This window comes from [Clostridium] symbiosum (genome assembly GCA_036419695.1).
GTDB lineage: Bacteria > Bacillota > Clostridia > Lachnospirales > Lachnospiraceae > Otoolea > Otoolea symbiosa_A.
Genome location: CP143946.1, coordinates 3,793,002 through 3,815,147, shown reverse-complemented (window position 1 = coordinate 3,815,147; position 22,146 = coordinate 3,793,002). Strand labels below are relative to the sequence as shown.

At 41.9% G+C, this 22,146-nt stretch carries 18 protein-coding genes; 14 read left to right on the top strand and 4 right to left on the bottom strand.

Annotated features, from left to right (window positions below; translation table 11 throughout):
• Positions 1 to 344: 344 nt before the first annotated feature.
• Both V3C10_17225 and V3C10_17220 read right to left on the bottom strand, forming a co-directional pair.
• On the bottom strand, positions 345 to 554 hold the full coding sequence (locus V3C10_17225; GenBank protein WVP61035.1) for a hypothetical protein: 210 nt from the start codon (positions 552 to 554) through the stop codon (positions 345 to 347).
• Complete coding sequence (locus V3C10_17220) at positions 551 to 1,573, bottom strand: LysR family transcriptional regulator (protein ID WVP61034.1); 1,023 nt, start codon at positions 1,571 to 1,573, stop codon at positions 551 to 553. Before V3C10_17220 ends, V3C10_17225 begins: the two co-directional genes overlap by 4 nt.
• A 256-nt stretch (positions 1,574 to 1,829) precedes the next feature.
• On the opposite strand from V3C10_17220, the gene V3C10_17215 reads away from it, so the two are divergent.
• The 13 genes from V3C10_17215 to V3C10_17155 all read left to right on the top strand — a co-directional run bounded on the left by V3C10_17215 (position 1,830) and on the right by V3C10_17155 (position 20,153).
• The gene (locus V3C10_17215) at positions 1,830 to 3,221 is read left to right on the top strand and encodes a Na+/H+ antiporter NhaC family protein (protein ID WVP61033.1); all 1,392 of its coding nucleotides are present in this window, start codon (positions 1,830 to 1,832) and stop codon (positions 3,219 to 3,221) included.
• Between the two features lie 61 nt (positions 3,222 to 3,282).
• Positions 3,283 to 4,422 carry an amidohydrolase family protein gene (locus tag V3C10_17210; GenBank protein WVP61032.1) on the top strand — a complete coding sequence of 380 codons (1,140 nt, stop codon included), beginning with the start codon at positions 3,283 to 3,285 and terminating at the stop codon, positions 4,420 to 4,422.
• Positions 4,423 to 4,683: 261 nt separating this feature from the next.
• A complete protein-coding gene (locus V3C10_17205) occupies positions 4,684 to 5,145 on the top strand; it encodes a sodium/glutamate symporter (protein WVP61031.1) in 462 nt (153 codons plus the stop codon).
• Positions 5,146 to 5,207: 62 nt separating this feature from the next.
• On the top strand, positions 5,208 to 5,471 hold the full coding sequence (locus V3C10_17200) for a hypothetical protein (GenBank protein WVP61030.1): 264 nt from the start codon (positions 5,208 to 5,210) through the stop codon (positions 5,469 to 5,471).
• 134 nt (positions 5,472 to 5,605) lie between these two features.
• Positions 5,606 to 6,619 (top strand): 4-hydroxy-2-oxovalerate aldolase, encoded by a 1,014-nt coding sequence (locus tag V3C10_17195; GenBank protein ID WVP61029.1) that lies wholly within the window; start codon positions 5,606 to 5,608, stop codon positions 6,617 to 6,619.
• A 22-nt stretch (positions 6,620 to 6,641) separates the two neighbouring features.
• Positions 6,642 to 7,628, top strand: a complete 987-nt coding sequence (locus V3C10_17190; protein ID WVP61028.1) for a 2-hydroxyacid dehydrogenase — start codon at positions 6,642 to 6,644, stop codon at positions 7,626 to 7,628.
• A 365-nt stretch (positions 7,629 to 7,993) separates the two neighbouring features.
• The gene (locus V3C10_17185) at positions 7,994 to 10,885 is read left to right on the top strand and encodes a hypothetical protein (protein WVP61027.1); all 2,892 of its coding nucleotides are present in this window, start codon (positions 7,994 to 7,996) and stop codon (positions 10,883 to 10,885) included.
• Between the two features lie 124 nt (positions 10,886 to 11,009).
• Positions 11,010 to 11,186 carry a hypothetical protein gene (locus V3C10_17180; protein ID WVP61026.1) on the top strand — a complete coding sequence of 59 codons (177 nt, stop codon included), beginning with the start codon at positions 11,010 to 11,012 and terminating at the stop codon, positions 11,184 to 11,186.
• Between the two features lie 238 nt (positions 11,187 to 11,424).
• Positions 11,425 to 11,889: a hypothetical protein gene (locus tag V3C10_17175; GenBank protein WVP61025.1), complete on the top strand. Its 465-nt coding sequence runs from the start codon at positions 11,425 to 11,427 to the stop codon at positions 11,887 to 11,889.
• A 33-nt stretch (positions 11,890 to 11,922) separates the two neighbouring features.
• Positions 11,923 to 12,411, top strand: coding sequence for a hypothetical protein (locus tag V3C10_17170; GenBank protein ID WVP61024.1), 489 nt, complete (start codon positions 11,923 to 11,925; stop codon positions 12,409 to 12,411).
• 33 nt (positions 12,412 to 12,444) lie between these two features.
• Positions 12,445 to 12,612, top strand: a complete 168-nt coding sequence (locus tag V3C10_17165) for a hypothetical protein (GenBank protein WVP61023.1) — start codon at positions 12,445 to 12,447, stop codon at positions 12,610 to 12,612.
• A gap of 392 nt (positions 12,613 to 13,004) precedes the next feature.
• The gene (locus V3C10_17160) at positions 13,005 to 19,817 is read left to right on the top strand and encodes a phage tail tape measure protein (protein WVP61022.1); all 6,813 of its coding nucleotides are present in this window, start codon (positions 13,005 to 13,007) and stop codon (positions 19,815 to 19,817) included.
• A gap of 60 nt (positions 19,818 to 19,877) precedes the next feature.
• Positions 19,878 to 20,153, top strand: coding sequence for a hypothetical protein (locus V3C10_17155; GenBank protein ID WVP61021.1), 276 nt, complete (start codon positions 19,878 to 19,880; stop codon positions 20,151 to 20,153).
• 280 nt (positions 20,154 to 20,433) lie between these two features.
• Here the strand turns inward: V3C10_17155 and V3C10_17150 are convergent, their stop codons facing one another.
• Positions 20,434 to 20,835 carry a hypothetical protein gene (locus V3C10_17150; GenBank protein ID WVP61020.1) on the bottom strand — a complete coding sequence of 134 codons (402 nt, stop codon included), beginning with the start codon at positions 20,833 to 20,835 and terminating at the stop codon, positions 20,434 to 20,436.
• An 18-nt stretch (positions 20,836 to 20,853) separates the two neighbouring features.
• Positions 20,854 to 21,243 (bottom strand): hypothetical protein, encoded by a 390-nt coding sequence (locus tag V3C10_17145; protein ID WVP61019.1) that lies wholly within the window; start codon positions 21,241 to 21,243, stop codon positions 20,854 to 20,856.
• 344 nt (positions 21,244 to 21,587) lie between these two features.
• Here V3C10_17145 and V3C10_17140 point away from each other — a divergent pair, with 344 nt between their 5' ends.
• Positions 21,588 to 22,133: a bifunctional 5,10-methylenetetrahydrofolate dehydrogenase/5,10-methenyltetrahydrofolate cyclohydrolase gene (locus V3C10_17140; GenBank protein WVP64649.1), complete on the top strand. Its 546-nt coding sequence runs from the start codon at positions 21,588 to 21,590 to the stop codon at positions 22,131 to 22,133.
• Positions 22,134 to 22,146: the final 13 nt, after the last annotated feature.

Below are 22,146 nucleotides of genomic sequence, written 5' to 3'. Positions count from 1 at the left end.
TCGTACAAACAGTTTCACAGTCCGGAATACAACGGATGTAAAAGCAAATCCGTAAAAGAACCCGGTGATAACCCTTTTCAAATTATTCGACCGGTAAGAGGTAAAATACTGCAGGGTCCCATCAACGGCCATAGGAAGTATGAAAAGTGAGACAGCATATTTAAAAGTGTAAAATGGCGCTGCTGCGATTGCGGCAATATGGCCCAGGGCAATGCCCGTGCACCTGGCGCACAGGGGAAACTGGTAATTACCCAGGAAAAAACTGCGCTCGGGCCTCTGGTGGCAGCCGCAGTATTTTTTACACCACTGCATTGAATTGACCCAAAGCCGATCCTGATTCAAATTCATGCCCGGAACTTCTTTCCGCAATGTGGGCAGACCCAGAACGTGGTGGAATTAATCTGTTTGCCTTTTCCGCAGGCGCCGCAGAGGATTCCAATCGGCCCGAGCAGCAGAGCGCCACAGCATCCTTTTCCTGCCGAAAAATCCTTTCCCGATGAAGTTACTTCTGTTGTGATCTGACAATTCTCATTTCCGCATTTCGGACATCTCATTTATGCACCTCCTGAATGTACTGTATGTTATGCTGTGTCATGTTATTGAACGGTTCTCCGCAGGCAGGGGCAATGGAGCTTGCATAATCCGCAAATATCTTCTGTGTGATGGCAATAAAATCTTCTGCATATCGGGGAAGCGGGTAGTCGTTTCTGTGTGCCAGGCAGATCAGATTCTCCGGCATCTCATTCAGAATGGGGCAGGTAATCAGGGACTCTCTATCGGGATTCCCAAGCCGCTCCGTCTGATAGATTAGAAAGGGGGAGATGATACCGACCCCGTAGCCGTCTCTTGACATCCGGTATATCAAATCCTGGTGGTTGCTCTCCATGATGATGTGGGGATGTATCTGGTTGGAGAGAAAAAATGCATCAATATTCCTGCGCAGCCGGTTCCCTGAGGCCAGCATGATAAAAGGCAGCTGGGCAATCTGGAGCAGATCGACGCCCTGCCGCAGCGAGTCTGCCACCGCTTCCGGATGTCCGGGATAGTGCTTTTGTATCAGCGAATAAGGGATGCAGCAAAACAGGCGGTCTTTGGCCAGTGGCAGCAGGGTGACATTGGGCCTTGCCGCAATATTAAGTCCCACATACAGATCAATATCCCCTTTTTGCAAAAGCTCTGCATAGGTTTGTGAGGCGCCGTCCGCAATTGAAATATCGATATTGGGATGCAGGCGGTGAAATTCCTCCCAGATTTTCGGGAAGAAGACCTGGCAGCGGAGTCTCGACAGGCCGATGGAAAAATGGCCTTTATAATTGGAGGAGAGATCGGCAAAGTCGGCCTCCATCCGGGCATGCGTATTCAGAAACTGACGGGCATAGAATACCATGCTGTCCCCGGCCGGTGTCAGATGGAGCGATGGGCGGCGGCAGAAAAGTTCCACATTGTATTCCTCCTCCAGCCGTTTAATATGACCGCTCAGGGCCTGCTGTGAGATAAAAAGCCGTTCGGCGGCTTTGGTAAAATTCATCTCTTCCGCCGCGATCAGAAAATATTCCAGACTCTTTAAATTCATCGACGTCCTCCTGTTTAACACAATAATCTTCTTGTCAAAATAACAATTTTATACTGTTTGTAATTGGTATATTTACTATGATACCATATGGTTATCGGGGAAATCAATCTAAATGCATGGAAATTGAGGACGACAAGACAACCGTCATCTATCGGATGAAATGAGATGGAACGGGAGTTTTTAGAAATGAACATCAAAAGAAATGATACAAGGAGAAGCAAGTATCAACAGAAGCAAATACCAGGAGGGGGCTGCGATGAAGCAGAAAAAACAGAAAAAGTTATTTAAGATGCCTAATATTTTTATTATAATACTGGCGCTGTGTGTGATAGCGGTAGTGATGACATGGATAATCCCGGCGGGAGAGTATTCAAGAATTCAGAATGCGGCGGGAAACACGGTCGTGATACCGAAGGAGTTTTCTTTTATTGCGCAGCATCCGGTCAATCTTTTTATGATACCGTCCTATCTGGTCAAGGGAATGAACAGCATGGCGGCAACCATTTTTTTCGTAATGATTATCTCGGGCGTGTTCCAGGTTGTAATTGCAACCGAGACGTTTGACGGCCTTACGATGACGGTGGCCAGGAAACTTCAGGGGAAGGAGAAGCTGATTATTCCGATCCTGACAATTCTCTTTTCCCTGCTTTGCACGACCCAGGGCATCAATACGCTGATTGGGTTTACGCCGATTGCGGTTTTACTGATGAGGGGTGTTGGATTTGACGCTATGACCGGTGTGGCGACGGTTATCCTGGGAGGCGGCATCGGCTTTAGCTGCGGCGCGTTGAATCCCCAGACGACGGGAATTGCCGATGTGATAGCGGAACTTCCGTTATACTCCGGAGTGGGCTACCGGCTTTTCTGTATGGCGGTGCTGCTGGTTCCGACCTGCATCTACATTATGCGCTATGCGGAGCAGGTAAAACGTGATCGGACGGTCAGCTATACATATGAACTGGAACTGCGGGAGAATGCGGAAACAATTGATTTGAGCGGCAGGGCATCGCTGAATTTCAGGCATGTTCTGATACTTCTTACCGTCATCGGCGGTTATATCGCGGTGATGTACGGCTCGATCCGCCTCGGCTGGGGCGTCAACAATCAGTCGGCGGTATTTATCTGGGTGTTATTTATCGTGGCGGCCTGCTCGGGAATGAAGGCCGATACAGTCATCAAAGAATTTATTAACGGTGCCAAGGGAGTTGTGTTCCCTCTGATTCTGATTGGAATGGCTTCGGCAATTTCCAAAATACTGACAGACGGCAAAATTATGGATTCCTGTGTGTACTATATTGCCGGAACACTTCAATTTCTGCCGGCGTCTCTGCAGAGCCTCGGCATGTATCTGGCCCAGATTCTGGTAAATTTTGTAATCGTATCGGGCAGCGGGCAGGTTGTGGTGACGATGCCCATTATGACTCCGGTTGCCGATATTATCGGCCTGTCCAGGCAGACAGCTATTCTGGCATTCAATTTTGGAGACGGATTTCTGACTCATATCCTTCCGTGGTCGGGAGCGGTAATGAGCGTGATCGGCGTAGTCAACGTGGACTTTACCCAGTGGTTTAAATTCTCCTTTAAGATTGTCATGCTGTGGGCGGCTATCGGGGCGGTTTTGGTGATGCTTTCCCAGTTCATCTGGTAGCGAGTGAAACTTTCGAAACAGGAGTGTGACGGGAAAATATCGGGTAAGGAGGAGACGTAAGATGTATGATTTGATTTTGAGAAACGGCCGGCTGACCGATCCGGAAAATGGTCTTGACGGGGCTGCGGAAGATATTGGCGTGAAGGACGGCAGGATTGAAAAGATCGCTCCCTCCATCGGGGAGGGGGGCCTGCATGAGATAGATGTATCGGGAAGGGCGGTGCTGCCGGGACTGATTGACTTCCATGCCCATTTTTACGCGGGAGGAACCCTGACCTCGCTTCACGCCTCGTCCTATCTGGCCACCGGAGTAACCGGAGCCGTGGACGCGGGAAGCGCCGGAGTATCCAATTTTGAAGCGTTTCTGGAAAGCCTCACGGAGCGGGAGCGGAGAAACTGCAGAATGTACTTAAACGTGGCGTCCGAAGGTTTAAGCTGTCTGGGAAGCCATAATGAGAACATTAACCCGGCTTACTTTGACAAAAGCAGGATTTTAAAAATGTGCGATACGCATCGGGAACAAATCATTGGCCTGAAGATACGGATCAGCAGCGAGATTGCAAAACAGAGCAATACAACCAGCTTCGATGCCCTGCGCGGCGCTGTGGAGACGGCAAATGCATGCGGGCTTCCACTTTCAGCCCATATGCCCGATTTCCAGGGCTCACTGTCTGAACTGATCGATATTCTGCGGCCAGGGGACATTTTCTGTCACGTGTTCACACCGCAAAAGGGAATCCTGGAAAATGGCAGTGTGTCCGGTGAAATGATCAGGGCCAGGAAAAAGGGGATCATACTGGAATCGGCATGCGGAAAGGGTCATTTTGGCCATGAAACCGCCAGAAAGGCATTGGAACTGGGACTCCTCCCGGATTTGATTTCAGGGGATTTTACCAGAAATACGTTTCTCTATGAACCGGCCTTTTCCCTCCCTTATCTGATGTCGCGTTTTATGGCGCTTGGGATGACCCTGCCTCAGGTGACGGCCTGCTGCGCATCATTTCCGGCAGAACGGATGGGAATGAAGGGGGAAACCGGCTGCCTTAAGGAAGGCGCAAGGGCGAACCTGTCTGTATTTGAGAGAAGAAAAGGTGAATTCATGTTTACCGATGTCCAGGGAGACACGGTAACCGGTTCGGAAATGCTCTGTCCGTTCCTGACGGTTCTGGAAGGGGAAACGGTATACAGAGCTCCGGCGTAAATTTATAGAGTAGAGAGACAGATATCTAAAGCGATATAGGAAAGAGAAATCTTGTTTTACGTATCGGACAGGGACAGTATTTGTATCAGCCCCGCTGTCATCAGGCAGCGGGGCTTTAGACGTTTGGAATCAAAGAGTATAGACAAAACAGGATATTAACCACAACATAATTATTGGGAAAAACTTAAAATTATGCTGTTAGACATTGTTTATAGAACGTGATACGATCCAGTTAAGCAAAGAGAAAAGGAGAGAAATACAATGACTGTTCGGACATTTTGTAACGACATGCTTCTGCTGGCGGTGTTCATGTTACTGGGATTTTTCATCAGGGAGTATGTCAAACCGCTGCAAAAATTATTTTTGCCGTCATCGCTGATTGGAGGGCTGGTGATCCTGATACTGGGGCCGCAGATTCTGAATGTGGTTCCGGTGCCGGAAACTTATGCAAAGGTTCCAAACGTTTTAATCGATATTGTGATGGCGTCTCTGGTGTTTGGTGTAAACTTCAACCGGGATCGTATCGGCTCCTATCTGGATTATATTTGTGTGCCTATGACGGCCTATGGAATGCAGATGTGCGTGGGAACGGGGCTGGGATACCTGCTGTCTAAAATATGGCCCGGATTGCCGAAGGGCTGGGGAATTATGGGAGTGTTTTCCTTTCATGGCGGCCATGGGACGGCAAGCGCTGCCGCCGCAACCTTACTCTTTGCCTCCTGACCGTTCCGATTATTCTCATCACGGCAAACAGGTTCTGCAAGCATGAGTGGTTTGAAAAAGCAATGATGGCATTCGGAGCCGCGACCGGCAACACTTCCACCGGTCTGGCGCTGGTGCGGGCCGTGGATCCGGATTCCTGTTCCTCGGCGGGAGACACCCATGGCGTTTATGCGACCCTGACCTGCTGGAAGGATTCCTTTGTAGGTTTTGCCCCGGTCTGGTTAATGACCGGAATCTCCCTGACCATGGGCGTGGGAGCAGCGCTTATGATTGGATTTGCCGTTGTAGGAATTATCCTGTTTGACAAAAAGAGGAGACGGATTTAAGGAGACGGGAAAAAAGGAATTTGGATTAATTCAGAAATTATATTCAGAAAATGTATTCAGAAATTGTTTATAAAATGTATTCAGAAATTGTATTCAGTAGTCATATTCAGTGATCATATTCAGGGAGGTTTAAAATGAAGATTAAATTAATGGACTGTACGCTCAGAGATGGGGCAAATGTGGTGGGAAAAGGGTTTTCAGCAGAAATAACAGACATGGTTCTGGACGGCCTGACGGCCTGTCATGTTCCGATTATCGAATTTGGGAACACCGGAGGAATCGGAGCCTATGAGGTAGCCGGGTTTACGGATGCATTGACGGATCAGGAATATCTGGACATTGCGGAAAAATATAAAGGGCGCTCTTCGGAACTGGGCATGTTTTTAAATGCCAACCGCTACCGTGAAAAGAACGTGGTACTGGCAGCGGAAAAAGGACTTTCTTTTCTGCGGGTCGGAGCGGATGCAGGAGATGCCGATATTTCCCTCCAGGCAATAAAAGATATTAAGAAAAATAATTTAAAAGCGTTCTATTCTTCCATGAAAGCATACCTTTTAAACCCCACAGAGCTAGCGGAAGAGGGCAAAAAGCTGGAGGCGGCAGGTCTGGACGAGATTACGATTATGGATTCCGCCGGTACGATGCTGCCGGATGAGGTGGCCGTTTATACGGAAAAGCTGGCAGACGCCGTATCAATTCCTGTGGCGTTTCACGGCCACAACAATCTGGGACTTTCGGCGGCGAATGCAATGGCGGCTTACCAGAACGGAGCGGCAATATTGGACTGCGGTCTGATGGGAATGGCGAGAAGCGCCGGAAATCTCGCTACGGAGATTTGCACGGCGATGATGCAGCGGTGTGGACAAATGGAAGAAATTGATCTCTATGGAATGCTGGATTTTATTGAAAAGCGCCTGCAGCCTGCCATGGAGCCGTATAATTACCACAATCCTGTAACGCCTCTGGATCTCACCCTCGGATTTTCGGGCTGCCATTCCAGCTTTATAAAGCTGTTCAGGAAAGTGGCGGAGGAAAAACAGGTGAATCTGTACCAGTTGATTGTAAAGGTGTCCGCAATTGATAAAAAGAAACCGTCGGAAGCTCTCATAGCAGAGATTGCCGATACGCTGAAACAGGATATGAGATAACTGGAAAATAGGATGGAAGTATATGGAACAGGAGAATGATATGATAAAGGTAGTTCTTGCGGGAAACTATCCCACAAATACATATGAGGCGGTCCGTAAGGCCCTCCCGGAGGAACGGTTTGAGGTAGTCCGGGTAGATACGGAGGAAGCCTACAAAACAATGACAGACGCGGAAATTATGATACTGCGCGTTTTTAAAGCTCCGAGAGAGGTCATTGAAAGAAATAAAAATTTAAAAATGATTATGCGCTGGGGAGCCGGCTACGATTCGGTGGACACCGGGGCGGCGACAGAGCATGGAGTGCTCGTCACAAACACGCCGGGAGCAAATGCGGCGGCCGTAGCGGAGCTGAGCGTCCTGATGATGCTGGCCGTGGGCAGAAAATTACTGTGCCATACGGAAAGTCTGGGCAGAGGAAGCTGGAGCAAGAATACATTTATCAATGATTCCGTTTCCCTGAATCATAAGCTGGTGGGGATTGTGGGCGGCGGCAATATCGGCCGCCAGGTGGCGAAAAGGGTACAGAGTTTTGGAGCAGAGGTGCAGTATTTTGATACCTTCCGTCTCTCCCCAGAGATGGAAGAAGAGTACCGGATGAAATGTGTTTCCTTTGATACTCTGCTTAAGACGTCCGATATTATAAGCCTCCATATTCCTCTGACGGACAGTAACCACCACATGATAGGCGGAGAGGAGATTGCCCGGATGAAGGACGGGGCGATCCTGATCAATGCCGCCAGGGGCGGCCTGGTGGACGACCACGCTCTTGCCGCGGCCGTCGCATGCGGGAAACTTAAGGGAGCCGGACTGGACTGCGTAGAGCAGGAACCCCTGCCCCAGGGACATGAACTGCTTGAAAACCCCAATATTGTGGTTACTCCCCATGTGGGCGGAGGCACGGCCGATATAGGGGAAACGATTATTCCGATGCTGGTGAAGGATATTGTTGATTTTGCGGATGGGAAAGAGCCGGAACATGTGGTTCATACCGTACCATGCGGAAGATAGACATAAAGATACATGAGCCGTTAGGTTGATGAACAAATAATATTTAACCAACCACTTCTCTTTGAGGGGTGGTCAGAGTGTCGACAAAGTCGCCACTCCGTAGAATTTATGGCATAACGCCATAAATTCTAGTCACCAAAGGAAGAACTGCCGATTTCCTCGCGCAAGGGCTAAAGCCCCTAGAAATCGGCAGTTCAGCACTACGGCGGAACTGAATTCCACCTACGTGATTTGAAATGAGGGTTACACCCTCAAACTCCTGATATAAGGAAAATATAGTTTGTCGACAAGCTGGCCACTTCTCTTTGAGGGGTGGTTTTTTTGTATTGTAATTGACTCCTTGCTTATTTTACAAGAAATCCTTTTTGAATGGAGAAATAAGTAATATAGATAAAAACAGGAGGACAATTATCAAAGTGCAAAGAAAAGAGAATGGTGCAATCCGTATAAAAAGTGTTCAGGCGGCAAGTTTATACCGATATAACAATGGATATAAATTTCCTGCAAAAAGGAAAAAAGAAAATGATAACTATATATTAGAGTATAAAGAACCTTATATTGATTTTGGAAATGCGGTGATAAACAGCAGTTTATTTTCCCGGTTTGTTTTCAAACATGGTGTAACTGTAAATAAGAAAGGATTTAGCCGGGATTTTGTTGTAATGAAATTTGATTGGGGAGTCGACATGGATGCTTCAGATCCGGATAAAATAAAATCCGCGAAAACGGCACAGGAGTTAAGAGCACATTATTACCAAAATGGAGCAATGATTCCCTGGATTACTTATCATTCTGAGACGGGCAGAAATGCGGAGGAATTATTCGTGTTATATCGTATGCTTATGAGAAATCCGGGCAAAGCGAAAGAGGGACAGTGCATTTTTATCAGAGATGAATTGTATACAAAGACGTTAAACTATATTACCATGGGGTTATGGAATAAAATGCCGGATAAAAAAGGCGCAAAGATTGTTGAAATGTCAGCCTATGCGCCGTTAATTACCGCCACAGCAATTGATTTTATACACATTCCTTTAGAAAACATTTTTGTAGTTGAAGATCAGGAGGTCTCGGTACAAAAGAAGGCAGTATCAGTTAAAATAAGAGAAACAGAGCGTATAAAATATAAAAAAGATTATACCGCCTTTGAAAATGATATTAATCTCCTGGGTTATACATTTTATAGCAAAAAGGCTAAAAAGAATCCAAATTTGACTATGATAAAACAGACGGACCGCGCTCTTGCAGAGCATGGAATCCCCATCGGACAATGTCCCGTACAAGCCATACCGCATTACAAAAATGAGTGTTATGTTGAAAGGGATAACGAACAAACAGAAATGACGAATATTTTGTGGGACGGAATGGGATTGATAGATGAATCTATTTTTCCTGATGATAAAAACGGTTTTATTTACTGTAGAAGCCATTTCTTTAAATCGTGCCTTTTTAGAGGAAATGTCCAGGAATATTTTAGAGACTACTACGGCCGCGGTTACGATACTGCATGTGCGACGGACATGTTGGGACGCAAGATAAAAATAACAGATATTAAGGTAATTATAACAGAGAACTCCTTGAAATGGTTCAAATTTATCGATCTGATGAGCAAAACGGGGGATGCCGCTGAGGCTTTCCGCTATTATGAAAAGTTTATGAAAAAAGATGGAGAACTGTTTGGTGTTGTAAAAACGGGACACAGCAGTAAATATGGAAGATTACAGAGAGTTTCCTTTCAGATAAACAATACATTACTGACAAAGGATGAAAATGTCCTTAGAAAAATTGCGGAAGTAAGTACGGAGTTTTGTAACAGGCTTAAACTCGACGATGATTTTTTTGTTGATTATCTGGAAATGGAAGGTACTGCAAAATACAGCATCTATAACGTATTGGGCGCCTTGTACCGGTGGAACGACGAATTTCGATTTATGGAGTATTTTAAATGTAAAAAAGATAAAAGAATAAGTGAATTCAAGAAAAGGCTGAAATTAGGAAAGTTATTACAAGTAGGAGATAACTTGACGATATGCGGAAATCCGGTTGCCATGCTTATGAAGGTTACAGGACAAAATTTCATCGATGAAAACTGTTTTAACCAGCTTAGGGAAGGAATACAGTGTTATACTTCCCGGTTTGAAGCGAATGAAAGAATGGCGGGTTTTCGCTCTCCGCACAATTCTCCGAACAATATTATACACTTGATAAATGTATATCCTCCCAGATTGATAAGATATTTTCCGAATTTGGGAAACAGTGTAATTGTAATCAATGGGATCGAAACGGATGTCCAGTGCAGATTGAACGGACAGGATTTGGACAGTGACAGTATTTTTGTAACAAATCAGGAGGAAATGGTTACATTAGCTAAAAAGGCATACATAGAATATCCTACGATTATAAATAGTATCCATCCCGATTCCACTGGTGAATACGATAAAAGTATGCTTTCTTATGCAAAAATGGATTCTGCCATATCGTCTGCACAATATCATGTGGGGGTCGCAAGCAATATCGCGCAGTTGGCTTTGAGTTATTATTTTGATGAGGGCTGCAATAACCGTGAACTGGAAGACATATTTATTATTTGCAGTGTGCTGGCCCAAGTAGCCATCGATTCGGCAAAAAAGAGTTATAAAATAAATATCGGTTCTGAACTATTGAGACTCAATAAAATGCAATGTATGGAACGGTACAGGAAGTATCCCGTTTTTTACGCGGAAGTTCAAAAGTATAATAATAAAAAGAAAAAGAAAAAATTGAACATAAAAGAGGAGGAAGTTGAATTTTTTAATTGCCCGATGGACATTTTGTACCGCATTCTTGATAAGGATATTCTGGATAAGAGAGTCTATAAGGAGACAAATACAAAAACATATAAAGAAAGTGTATATGGAGTGAAACCCATTTTTGAAAATAGAGGGAATAAAGCGAATTCAGACAGAAAACAGTGCAAAAAAATGATAGATTTAGTAAATGAATACAGTGAAATAGTTGGTAAACTCGATGGTGCGAACGAAACATATTATGACGAGCGTATGAACGAATTTAATATTTTGACGGACAGGATAAAAAACATCACGATAACATCGGACACAATGTATGCTTTACTGGAGTTTGCTTTTAAATCGGGAAACGAGTATTTAAGAGATGATTTGCTGATTACATTATATGACAAAGATAAAGATAAATTTTTAAATTGCTTTAAAAAAACGGAAAAAAGTCCACGAAAAAATGGGGAAAGCGCTGAAAAATAAGGAAATTCAATCTCTGCCTATGGAGGGAAGGCGAAGGGAACTTATTGCCATGGTTATGCATGGTTGGGAGATCGTTGGGGGAGCTTTTGGAATAAAAAGATTCATATGAAAAGGAAAGGAGGATATGATGACTCAGGAAGAATTAAGAACTCTCTATAACGAGAGGCTGAAGAGGGAAAAACAGTTATTTATTGCGCAGGAGACGGGAATCTGTATAACAGTGTTATCAAAATTCCGAAATGGAAAGCTCGATCTTTATGACTATCTTTTTGAAAAATTAGAAAAATATCTTTGTAATTAAATCAAAGGCATATCGCCAAAAATTCCTATGAAAAATAATGACCGGCTTTGTTGTTTTGTTGTACATGCATTATCGTAAACAGGGTATAAAACATAGATATAAATAGTAAAATATGGTACGATATAGAAAAAGAATGTGGGTTCGTACAAAACCAGAGATAAAATCAGGTATGACGGCTGAAGTGAGAATAATTGTTTGAATTGTCATTCATAAACAGTAAATTAGGAGGGGCGATATAATGGGAAGAAAAATAATTTGTGAATCATGTGGAACAATTTTTAAAGAGGAAATATTAGGTGATGCAACTATATGTCCAGTATGTGGCGCTGATTTAAGTGGAGATGATGTCCAGCGTGGAGAGGATGAGCATCCGGGATGGGTTACGTGGTGGTATTTAAAAAATAAGGAGTGTGGAGGTTTGTCTCTGTGGGATAAAATGCCATTATATCCAGAAGAATTTGAAGTGATAAAAGAATTTAAAGCACCACCGAGAGATGCTAATGGCTCAGATAAAGCGAAAGAAATCCTACGCACCTACATCCCAGACGCATTTGCCCCAGCCCAGGAAGAGCCACCTATCAGTTGCCCTTATTGCTTTAGCACAGAATACACACTTATGAACCGAGGTTACGGTCTACTTACTGGCTTTATAGGAAGCGGAAAAGTTAAAAGAGTTTGTAATCGGTGTAAACGGGAATTTTAAGAGGTAAATAGTAGGGTTCAGGGAGGAATTGTAATGGGAAGAAGAATTGTATGTCCATCATGCAATACAATTTTTGATGAAGATTTATTAAAAGCAAAAAGTAGTGAGAATAATTGTTTAGTATGCGGGGCTAATTTGAGTGGAGATGGTGAGCCGAATGTTACGGATGAGCATCCGGATTGGATTACGTGGTGGTATTATGGTTTTAAAAGTAATAACGGGAAAACAACAATATTAAAAGATGAACCGATAGATTTAGATAAACACGGGGATAAATTCTTCCTTATTAAGGAATTTAAAGCACCGCCTAGAGATGCTAATGGCTCAGATAAAGCGAAAGAAATCCTCCGCACCTACATCCCTGATGCATTTGCCCCGGCCCAGGCAGAGCCACCAATCAGCTGCCCTTATTGCTTTAGCACAGAATACACACTTATGAACCGAGGTTACGGTCTACTTACCGGATTTATAGGAAGCGGAAAAGTTAAAAGAATTTGTAATCGGTGCAAACGGGAATTTTAAGAGGTAAATAGTAGGATTCGGGGAGGAATCGTAATGGGAAGAAAAATTGTATGTCCATCATGCAATACAATTTTTGATGAAGATTTATTGAAAGCCAAAAGTAGTGAAAATAATTGTTTAGTATGTGGGGCTAATTTAAGTGAAGATGGTGAGCCGAATGTTACGGATGAGCATTCCGATTGGATTACGTGGTGGTATTAGGGTTTTAAAGAGGATAATGGGAGAACAACTTCCTTGAGAGACAAGCCGATAGATTTAATACGGTTTGGAGACACGTACTTTCTAATTAAGGAATTTAAAGCACCACCTGAAAGTAATCCGGGTGGATTAGATGAAGTGAAGCGTATTCTACGCACCTACCCGATGCGTTTGCTCCGGCAGCGGAAGAACCTGTAATACGCTGTCCTTACTGTTTTAGCACAGAATACACCTTACTTAATAAAGGCTATAGTCTATTTACAGGATTTTTAGGTTCTGGAAAAATAAAACGGGTATGTAACCGTTGTAAGAGAGAGTTTTAAGAACAATTAGATTGGAATACTTAAAGAGAGGCAAAAGTCTCTCTTTTAATATGCGCAAAACGGAGGAATTAAATGTCCAATAATAATTTTATGGTCGAACTGATAGCGGCATTAAATATTAAATCGTCGAAAAGACAAGTTAATACGGAACTAAAACAACTAGAGAAGACTCTAAATAAATTACGGCTGACGGCTACCTTATTAAAGGGTGACAGCAAGAGTCAAATTAAACAGGCTGTAGATTCAATCCAGTTACAGCTTACACCAATTAAGTTGAAAGCAAAATTAGACGAAAGAGCATCTAAAAGAGCAGTCAATGATGCATTAAAACATATTTCGTTTAGTGACATTAAAATCAATGAACAAGGACTAAAGCTCAAAGTACAAAAAGCACTTTCAAATGTTCAGTCTGCTGTTTCTAAAACACCTGTTTCACTTGATTATACGTTCAAAAAGAATAAACTGCATAACGCTCTAACAACTTTCCTGAGTAAAAACAGTAAAATCGGAGAGTCATCAGTACTACTTAAAGAATCGGATAACCTGAGAACATTGTTTGACAACATTAATGACAAAAGAACTGCTATAGAAGCAGCGGATAGCTTTAGGCTGTTTAAATCCGAAGTGCAGGCTACAGGATATGTTGGTTTGTCTACGACGGATAAGCTCAAAAGTATGATGTCAAAGATTGGTCAGATTGGAAATTTATTCGGAATCGGAGCCATGGCAGTACGGCAATTTTCTAAATCGTTGAATACTTTAAAAAGTAATTCGACAATACTCACTGAAATTGCTAAAACATCAGATATGACTGCAAAACAGATTGCAGAAATTGGAAATGCTTCTTTTGCTATTGCTTCAAAGTATGGGACACGCTCTAGTAGCTACATAGAGGGTGTACGTGAAATGGCACGTTCCGGATATGATTCGATGTCAAAAGATCTTGGCGAATTATCAGTACTTGCCCAATCTGCTGGTGATATGACAGCAGACAGTGCCAACAACTACCTTCTGGCAACAGATGCGGCATACAAATATAAAGGTAGTATTGAAAAGCTTACTGAAGCATTAGACGGTGCAAACTATATCAGCAATCGCAATTCTGCTACGCTGACGGATATTGCTGATGGTGTGCGGGTAAGTGCTTCATATGCAGCAGAGGCCGGAGTGGAAATTGATGAGTTAACAGCGGCCGAGGCTACTATGATCGTTACTACCAAACGATCAGGTTCTGAAATGGGGCGTGCATTTCGTTCCATTTTATTAAATTTGCAGCAGGTGTCAGGCGAATTTGATGGAGAGATTATTGACGAGGAATCATTAAAGAAGGTAAAAGATAGGTGCCATAGCTTAGGCGTAGAGCTTGAAACTATGACTGCCGAAGGTGCAAAATTGCGTAATCCTATGGAAGTCTTAAAAGAACTTGCGCAAGTTTATAATAGCCTACCGGATAGTAGTGCAGACAAGCAGGGACTTATTTCTGACCTTGGTGGAAAGAATCATGCTAATGCACTCTCTGCGCTCCTGAGCCGGTGGGATCTCTATGAAAAAATGCTTGGCGAATTTTCGCAGGGTACAGGTTCTTCTCTAGCTGAGGCAGCAAAAACGGCTGACTCATGGGAAGGCCGTCTCAATGCATTGCAGAATCAGTGGGACTCTTTTGTAAATCATATTACAAGTCAAAATATGATAAAAGGTAGTATCTCTGCGCTTGATTCCTTGATTGGTGGAGCAGAAATGTTGGTTGATACATTAGGCGCTATACCAACACTATTAACTACCATCACAGGGGCTTATACTGCACTTAATAAAAATTATGGCATTACTCAGGTATTTAATCCTGAAAGCGGTAAAATGGATCTTCAAGGGAATATTATGGGGATTAATATTACTAATATTAAAGCTCAGAAAAAGCATTTTGAAGAAGCTGCGGTTGTTATTGAACATTGGAATGCAATACTTAAAAATGGACAAAACGATTTAAAAGATCTTGGCGAATCAGTAGTTAAAAATAACGCACAACTAAAAGCGTATTTATCCAGTTGTACGGACGGAACAGCCTCTTTAGCTGGTTATCAAGCCTCTCTTAGAGCTGCCGGTATTCAAACAGATGCATTAAGGTTAAAAACTGTTTTAATGACATCGGCTATAACATTTGGAGCAAGTTTTGCTATCCAGGCGGCAATGACAGGGATTATGAAGTTAGTCCAGTCTCATGAAATATTGCGTCAAGAAACCCAACAAGCTGCACAAGCTTATGCAGAAGTATCCAAATCAATTGATTCATATGCCAAACGCTATCAAGAGCTACATTCAGCATTGTTGCAAGCACGAGATAATGAAGAAGAGACATATAACATAAAGAAACAATTACTCGATTTACAGCTTGAACTCAATGATCGGTTTGGTGAAGAATATGGAAAGGTAAACCTTCTTACCGATGCCTACCGTGACCAAACAGATGCAATCAGAGATTTAAATAAAGAGGCTGCCCAAAGATATCTTAATGAGAATGAAAAGGGTATTAAAGACGCTACGGATAAAATGTCAGGGGAAGAACATTACAATCTTAGTTACACGGGAATGGTAGGCACAACAGATGAAGGTAAGGGACTATTAGAAATTGCTGAAAAGTATAAGGATGCCGGAATTACCGTGAGAGATGAATTGGGGACAGGGGACTATGCACAATTCTCAATTCATCTCTCTGCCAATGCTGAGGATGCCTATGATACAATTAACAAGTTTGAGACGGATGTTAGAAATAAGGCTAAAGAACTAGGCAATGAAAATATTTATGATGATGTACTTGAAATATCATCGAAAGAACTTAATCGTTCCAAGACAATTATTGATGATTATGGAGAACAGTACAAAAAGGGATTAACAAATCAGATTATAGTAGATGAGAAATTATCCCCACAGTTTGAGATGGCAATTCAGGCTGTAGAAGATTATAATGAGTCGGTTTTAAAGAGTGAAGAGCCTTTTAAAGATGAAAGAGTGCAAGCTGCCTACCAGAATTTACAGCAGATAAAATCTGGTATACAGGATAACGAAGAAGAATGGGGGAAATATGCGTCCATAACAGGAGAAGTGTTTGAACAAGCCAATACGGAGGCTTATGAATACGCAGAAAAACTGAAAAATGGATCGTACGATAAAGGAATTGCTGAAGTGGCCGATAAGACGGCTACCGAGTTAAAAGCAATCTTTGACTCGGGCAATGCTGATAATCCATTTGTACAGCTTGTACAGGGGGCAAAAGAATATAATCTGGAACTTGACGATGTCATCTCGATTTTAGAGCAGCTTGGATATATCCAGAAGGAGACTTTTTCTGATTCAGGAGAGGTGAAGTACGATTCACTGGAAACAATGATTAAAAACGTGAACGGCCTGTCAGAAGGATTTGAGTCACTGAATCAAATCATGGCATCCATTAAGGGCAAAGATAAATTTGACATCTCCCTGCTGGATGATAATAAGTTTAAAGAGAATTTCTCCGGTTTAGGGGAAGCGTATACCGATTTCATTTCCCAAATATCCGAGTCACCAAAGGACATCACTGCATGTAAGAGCGCATTTAATGAATTGATTGGAGCGTGGATTCAGTCAGAAGAGGTTCTGAAAAATATTTCTGACGAGACCTATGATACTACTACGGCAATGCTTGAAAACATGGGTGTGACAAATGCAGCAGAAGTAGCAGCAAATGCACTTGCTATTAAAAAAGCAGAAGCAGCATGGGCAACAGAAGACTTATCGAACAAAACACGTGACGAAATTTATTCGCTTGCAGAAGAGAACGGAGTAGTTGGAAATGCTCAGGATGCCTTTTTCTCTTACATTGCTCAGAAGGCACTGGACGAAGTAATAAATACTACCGGGGATATTAATGCATTAGCGCAGGTATGTAAGGCATTAGGTTTGGCGGCTGATGCATGGAGAAGGTATTATGCAGCGAAAAAGCAATTGGCAGACATAGCCTCTGGTAAATCGGTAGCAACTCCACATGGATGGGGCGGTGAGCTATCGGTTGACGATTGGAAAGCGCAACTGGAATCTACCCAGGCCGAAGCATTTAAAGAAAGTGCTCAGATGCTTGAAGATATGGCAAAATCAACTCCTGAATATGGCGGAGGTACTAAATCAGGCAAAACAGGAGGAGGCGGAGGTTCCCAAAAAGCAAAAGAGGAACAAAAGAAAGTCCTCGACTGGATTCCGGCAGCATTAGACCATGTTGAAAAGGAACGGCAAAAGGTTGTAGACATCATAGAGGATGAGAATGTAGCTTATGAGAAGCAGCTCTCCCTCACGCATGAATTACTCGCAAACGATGAGGAAGTAATACGGGTAAACAAAGAGGCTCTTGATATCTACCTGAGCCAGTGGGAAGCAGTCCGTCAGAAAATTATTGAGGCATTTGGTGAGACAGAAGGTAATGCTCTGATTAGTAAAATTATGATGGGGAATACCTCTCCTGAGGATTGGAGAAACGAATTTAGTTATGATCCCGATGATAAAACCATGTCTGCAAAGGTGAAGCTTTTGGAGGATGGCAAAGAGGCTTTTGCAACCTTTACGAAACAGGATGAGAAATACAAAAACAAGATAGAAGAGCACACTGAGGATCTTAAACGACAATTTGAAATCCGAGTGAATATTATCAAAGAATCCCTGGAAGATTTAAAATCAGAGATGAGTCAAATCGAGTCGGAAATAAGTCTTAAAGAAATTACAGGCCGCATTATTACGGAGTCTGATTACCGGGATATGATAAATCTGGCTGATGGACAAATAGACTTACAGTATGAGCAGATTGATGTTTTAGAAGAGTATTTGGACGAATTAGATGAAGGAAGTGCCGAATGGTACAATGTCAAGTCTCAGATATCAAGCTGTAAAGACGCCATAAGGCAATGCGAAGAAAATCAAGCCAAATGGAATGAAGAAATTCTAAACCTCCCCGTCCGCAGAATTGAACGGTATTTGGAATTGCTCGGATTTATCAAGCAAGACCTCAGGAATTTCATTGATGAGCAATCCAGTTTGGGTAAAGATACATCACAGGAGCAATTACAAAAGCTAATTGAATTATCCTCTAAGCAAATCGAAAAGCTGAACGAAGAACACGAAGAATTGGTCAAAAAGCTGTCTAACTATGATTATGGCAGCGACAAGTTTAACGAAGTCCAGAAGAGCATTCAGGACTGTGAAAACGAAATGTCTTCTCTGATTCAGGAACAAATCCAGTACAACAAACAAATCCTAGATATCCCCCTCAATAAAATCAACGATTTAAAAGAGCAGCTTAACAGTATAAAAGGTGCATTAGATAACGTTACAGGCGATTACGACACAGCTATCTCTGCTGTTATTAATACGATCGAGAAAGAAATCGACAGTTATAATGACATGAAAGAAGCGGCAGAGGAATCCTATGAAGCCAGGATTAAACCATTACAGGATGAATTGGATTTATTGAATAAAACTAATGAGGCACGTCAAATTCAACTAGATGCAGAACAAAGTTTGTATGATCTGGAACGTGCTAAAAACCAGAAAACAACGCAAGTTGTAGAAAATGGTGAGATTGTTTATCGGGAAGATATAGATGCAGTCAGAAACGCTAATAAAGCGCACGAGGACGCACTGTACAATAAAGCGAAGTATGAACTGGAACAGCAGATTGAGTCACTGGAGAAAGAACGTGATGATCTTTTAGAAAGCTATGACGGACAAATCGATAAACTGAATGAAATTAAGGACAGATGGTCTGAAATAGCGGATAACATCCGTGATGCAAATGAAGCGGCCCATGCCTCCGATATTCTCGGCGCCGGCTGGGAGGATAAAGTCACTACCGGTAATGATAAAGACATCTATGATGCAATGGTAAAGAATTATGAGGCTGTAGAGGCTCAGAAGGAAATGTACCAGAAACAAATTGATGCAGCGGAAAAGGTATCGTCTCTTATGGAACAGTATATAGCAGCTTTCCAGAGTGGGACAATGAGCTATCAGGATGTACTCTCTAAATTCGATGAGCTGATTCTTGCAGCCAAAGACGGTTTCTCCTCTCAGGAATATCTGGATGCACTTTTAAACGTTTCGGGTAACAGCGATACGGCATCGGCATTGGAAAACATACAAAGCCAGATATCCGGTTTTTACGAAGATTTCAAAGCTTATCTGCAAGCGGCACACTCAAACAGTGAATTAATATCAAAGTATACATCCACCTGGGAGGAAATTAAAAAGACCCTGGAGGAACAGCTGGTGGCACTGAAGAAGATGGCTGAGGAAGAGGCTAAGAAAGTCGCTGATTCCAAGCCGTCCTCCGGAGGTAAGGGAGGTAAAGGCCACTCTTCTTCCAAAGGACCGAACTGGAATACACCGGATAGACAGGCAGAAGGCCCGGCAAAAGAAATTGAGGAACGGGAAAAAGCAAAGAATTCTCACAAAGATGGACTTGAAAGCAGCCCGGTTGGGCGTACTGTCAGCAGCAACACGGAACTTATCAGAACACTGGGACTTCGAAAACTCAATCCGGAAGAGATCGCTTCTATCCTTCATGAAGGAGAGGTCGTAGTTAACCCGGAGCAGATTGATCAGGTGGCGGAAAACTTTAATGCACTGGAAAAACTGGCACTGAGTGAAGAACAAAAGCAGCATTTACTTCAGTATTCTTCTCAAATACCGGTCAGCTTACCGGAATTTACCCCTTTTAAGCAGGCATATAATCCGTCGGCTACTGTAAAAGAATTTAATTTTAACATGGGCGACATTAATTTGAACAGTGTTGATAATACACAGAAGCTGGTAGATACCATTGCCAGAGAATTTGACTCGGCATTATGTCAAAAATTTTCCAAATACTAAAACGATTTGAGGATGCCTGGTCCTTTGGGCATCCTTTTCTAACGGGAGGTGAAATATAATATGAATTATTCTGAATTAGTTCAATACATAGCAGAGAAAACCACGGCACAGGTTGATAAAATGATAAAGAAAGAAGTAAATTCCGATAAGACTTTTACGGCCCAGATTACCGAGACGATAAATGCCACTACGTGCCGCGTGTTATATTGCGGAAATACCTTTACGGTTTCTAATATCATGCAATGTGATGCCGGTGATGTGGTGCGTGTCTGTGCTCCATGTAATAATTGGACGGATTTATTTGTTGTAGAAAACAAAACTAAACGGAGCAGATAAATTAAACGCTTTTTATTCCTTTTTATTCGCTTTTTATTTCCCCATGCGTCGAAAACACGTCGCCGGGAGCGGGGAGACTAATAATACCGGGAGTGGAATGGTCGATGTTAGAGCGTTGATTGAAGGAATGGAACAGTAATAATGGTAATGGAATTAGTGCATACAGCAGTTCAAAGACAAAATAAAAAAGTAAAAAAAGAGACAGCCTGAAAATGGGTGTCTCTTTCTTCATAAACTTTGTATATAACACAACCGGCATATTGGATTATTTAATGGATTTTTACTTATTAGGAGTAAAAGTAGTAGTATATACATACCATTCTTGAGCCTTGGTCGTTTGGTAGGAATAAATAATTGTAATTGTATCTTTTGTATGTTTGTAACTGTTAACCTGAACATCGGTGTATTTTATAGGATCAAAATAGGATACGTATACCTTTTGGACTCCTACAATATCATCTGTAGCATCATTGATAGAATAATTAGCGGTGAGTTTTATGGAATTATTTTTAACTGAAACTGTTGAAGAGTAGGTCAATATTGTTCGTGGTTCAATTGAGACACTATTAGTATCGTTTACTGTACTTTTATTAAGTGCCGCTGCATAAGATTCAAATCCCAGTATAAAAAAGCACATCATGAATGAGAGCATCAAAGAAATTATAGTTTTTTGAATTCTCATGTATGGTCTCCTTTCTAATCAATGTAATCCAACAATGCCGGTTGGCTTGATATCTCGAACATTTCTGATTCTAAAATAGACCGCCTCCTTTTTCTTTCTAAGATCTATTAAATCGTTTCCTCGAAAAGTGATTTCTATGCTTTGAGTAGTATCTACACTTTTATTTTTCGCAAGCTCTTCTATTTTCTTCCAAACTTTAGGAGATGCTGTGTAGTAGATATCCATTCCATACTCTGTTGGATCAAATGTTCCTAAAGTTGCTTTCAATAGGACCCCTTCATCGTTCTGCTCAATTATTTGGCAGTGAACAATACGGACAAATTCATATTTATTATAGTAATTTTTTCCGATGATTAATAAACATATTATCAACAAAATAGCAATAATCAAGGTCTTTCTTTTTTTCATTGAACCCTCCTTTTTTCAGAGTATCTTATGGGAAAACTATATGGGAAAAGGCAGAATAAATCAATAGAGAACAGAAGTATTAAGAATAATAAATGGAATAGTAGGAATTGTAAAGTAAATTTAAGAAAGTAATCTGTTATAAAACAATATATTTTTACGTTCTATTTATCAGTATATTTCTTCTCAATAAAATTTCTCACATCTTCACCAATCCCTTTATTTGTTTTTTGCACCGATAAAGAAAAATCTATAGCTATCCTATATTATAGTGATGACAAATCAGCACAAATTTACCGCAATGGCATTATCAAAGATTGTGAATGCGTAGGCATTCGAGTTGAAAGATTTATGCTTGCCGGGTCAGATGCGTCTATCTATACCATCAAAGAAATTCAAAAAACTGTAGATGCAGTCATTCTTCAGAAACATTCCCAGATGAAAAAACATATTCCGCTTATATATCCCCACAGAAAGACGCAGATAATATACGTGGTGACAGTCCTTACATTTCGTGTACAGCATTGGCTATTATGGAAATACTGAGATCAGAAGACCTGGCAGGTAAACATTGCGTAATACTTTCAAGGAGCAGAACAATTGGTTTACCTTTGATGGAATTACTGATCAAAAAAAATGCTACGGTTACAATATGTCACTCACAAACACGAGAGTTGGATTATTTACTTCAAAATGCGGATATAATTATTTCAGGTATGGGAAATTCAGGAATTTTGGAAAGTAAAAAAATTATACCTGGAACCATTGTTATTGATGCAGGAATAGGCTTTAAAGACAATAAAACAATAGGAGACTTACATTACTATGAATCCAAAAACGAGATATCATATACGACAGTTCCAGGGGGGATAGGACTGATTACACGGATGTAACTTCTTGAGAATG

What these genes read in the sequence shown, in the direction of transcription:
- V3C10_17225 (WVP61035.1), bottom strand. Translation starts at nt 554, where the DNA reads ATGAGATGTCCGAAATGCGGAAATGAGAATTGTCAGATCACAACAGAA.
- V3C10_17220 (WVP61034.1), bottom strand. Translation starts at nt 1,573, where the DNA reads ATGAATTTAAAGAGTCTGGAATATTTTCTGATCGCGGCGGAAGAGATG.
- V3C10_17215 (WVP61033.1), top strand. Translation starts at nt 1,830, where the DNA reads ATGAAGCAGAAAAAACAGAAAAAGTTATTTAAGATGCCTAATATTTTT.
- V3C10_17210 (WVP61032.1), top strand. Translation starts at nt 3,283, where the DNA reads ATGTATGATTTGATTTTGAGAAACGGCCGGCTGACCGATCCGGAAAAT.
- V3C10_17205 (WVP61031.1), top strand. Translation starts at nt 4,684, where the DNA reads ATGACTGTTCGGACATTTTGTAACGACATGCTTCTGCTGGCGGTGTTC.
- V3C10_17200 (WVP61030.1), top strand. Translation starts at nt 5,208, where the DNA reads ATGATGGCATTCGGAGCCGCGACCGGCAACACTTCCACCGGTCTGGCG.
- V3C10_17195 (WVP61029.1), top strand. Translation starts at nt 5,606, where the DNA reads ATGAAGATTAAATTAATGGACTGTACGCTCAGAGATGGGGCAAATGTG.
- V3C10_17190 (WVP61028.1), top strand. Translation starts at nt 6,642, where the DNA reads ATGGAACAGGAGAATGATATGATAAAGGTAGTTCTTGCGGGAAACTAT.
- V3C10_17180 (WVP61026.1), top strand. Translation starts at nt 11,010, where the DNA reads ATGATGACTCAGGAAGAATTAAGAACTCTCTATAACGAGAGGCTGAAG.
- V3C10_17175 (WVP61025.1), top strand. Translation starts at nt 11,425, where the DNA reads ATGGGAAGAAAAATAATTTGTGAATCATGTGGAACAATTTTTAAAGAG.
- V3C10_17170 (WVP61024.1), top strand. Translation starts at nt 11,923, where the DNA reads ATGGGAAGAAGAATTGTATGTCCATCATGCAATACAATTTTTGATGAA.
- V3C10_17165 (WVP61023.1), top strand. Translation starts at nt 12,445, where the DNA reads ATGGGAAGAAAAATTGTATGTCCATCATGCAATACAATTTTTGATGAA.
- V3C10_17160 (WVP61022.1), top strand. Translation starts at nt 13,005, where the DNA reads ATGTCCAATAATAATTTTATGGTCGAACTGATAGCGGCATTAAATATT.
- V3C10_17155 (WVP61021.1), top strand. Translation starts at nt 19,878, where the DNA reads ATGAATTATTCTGAATTAGTTCAATACATAGCAGAGAAAACCACGGCA.
- V3C10_17150 (WVP61020.1), bottom strand. Translation starts at nt 20,835, where the DNA reads ATGAGAATTCAAAAAACTATAATTTCTTTGATGCTCTCATTCATGATG.
- V3C10_17145 (WVP61019.1), bottom strand. Translation starts at nt 21,243, where the DNA reads ATGAAAAAAAGAAAGACCTTGATTATTGCTATTTTGTTGATAATATGT.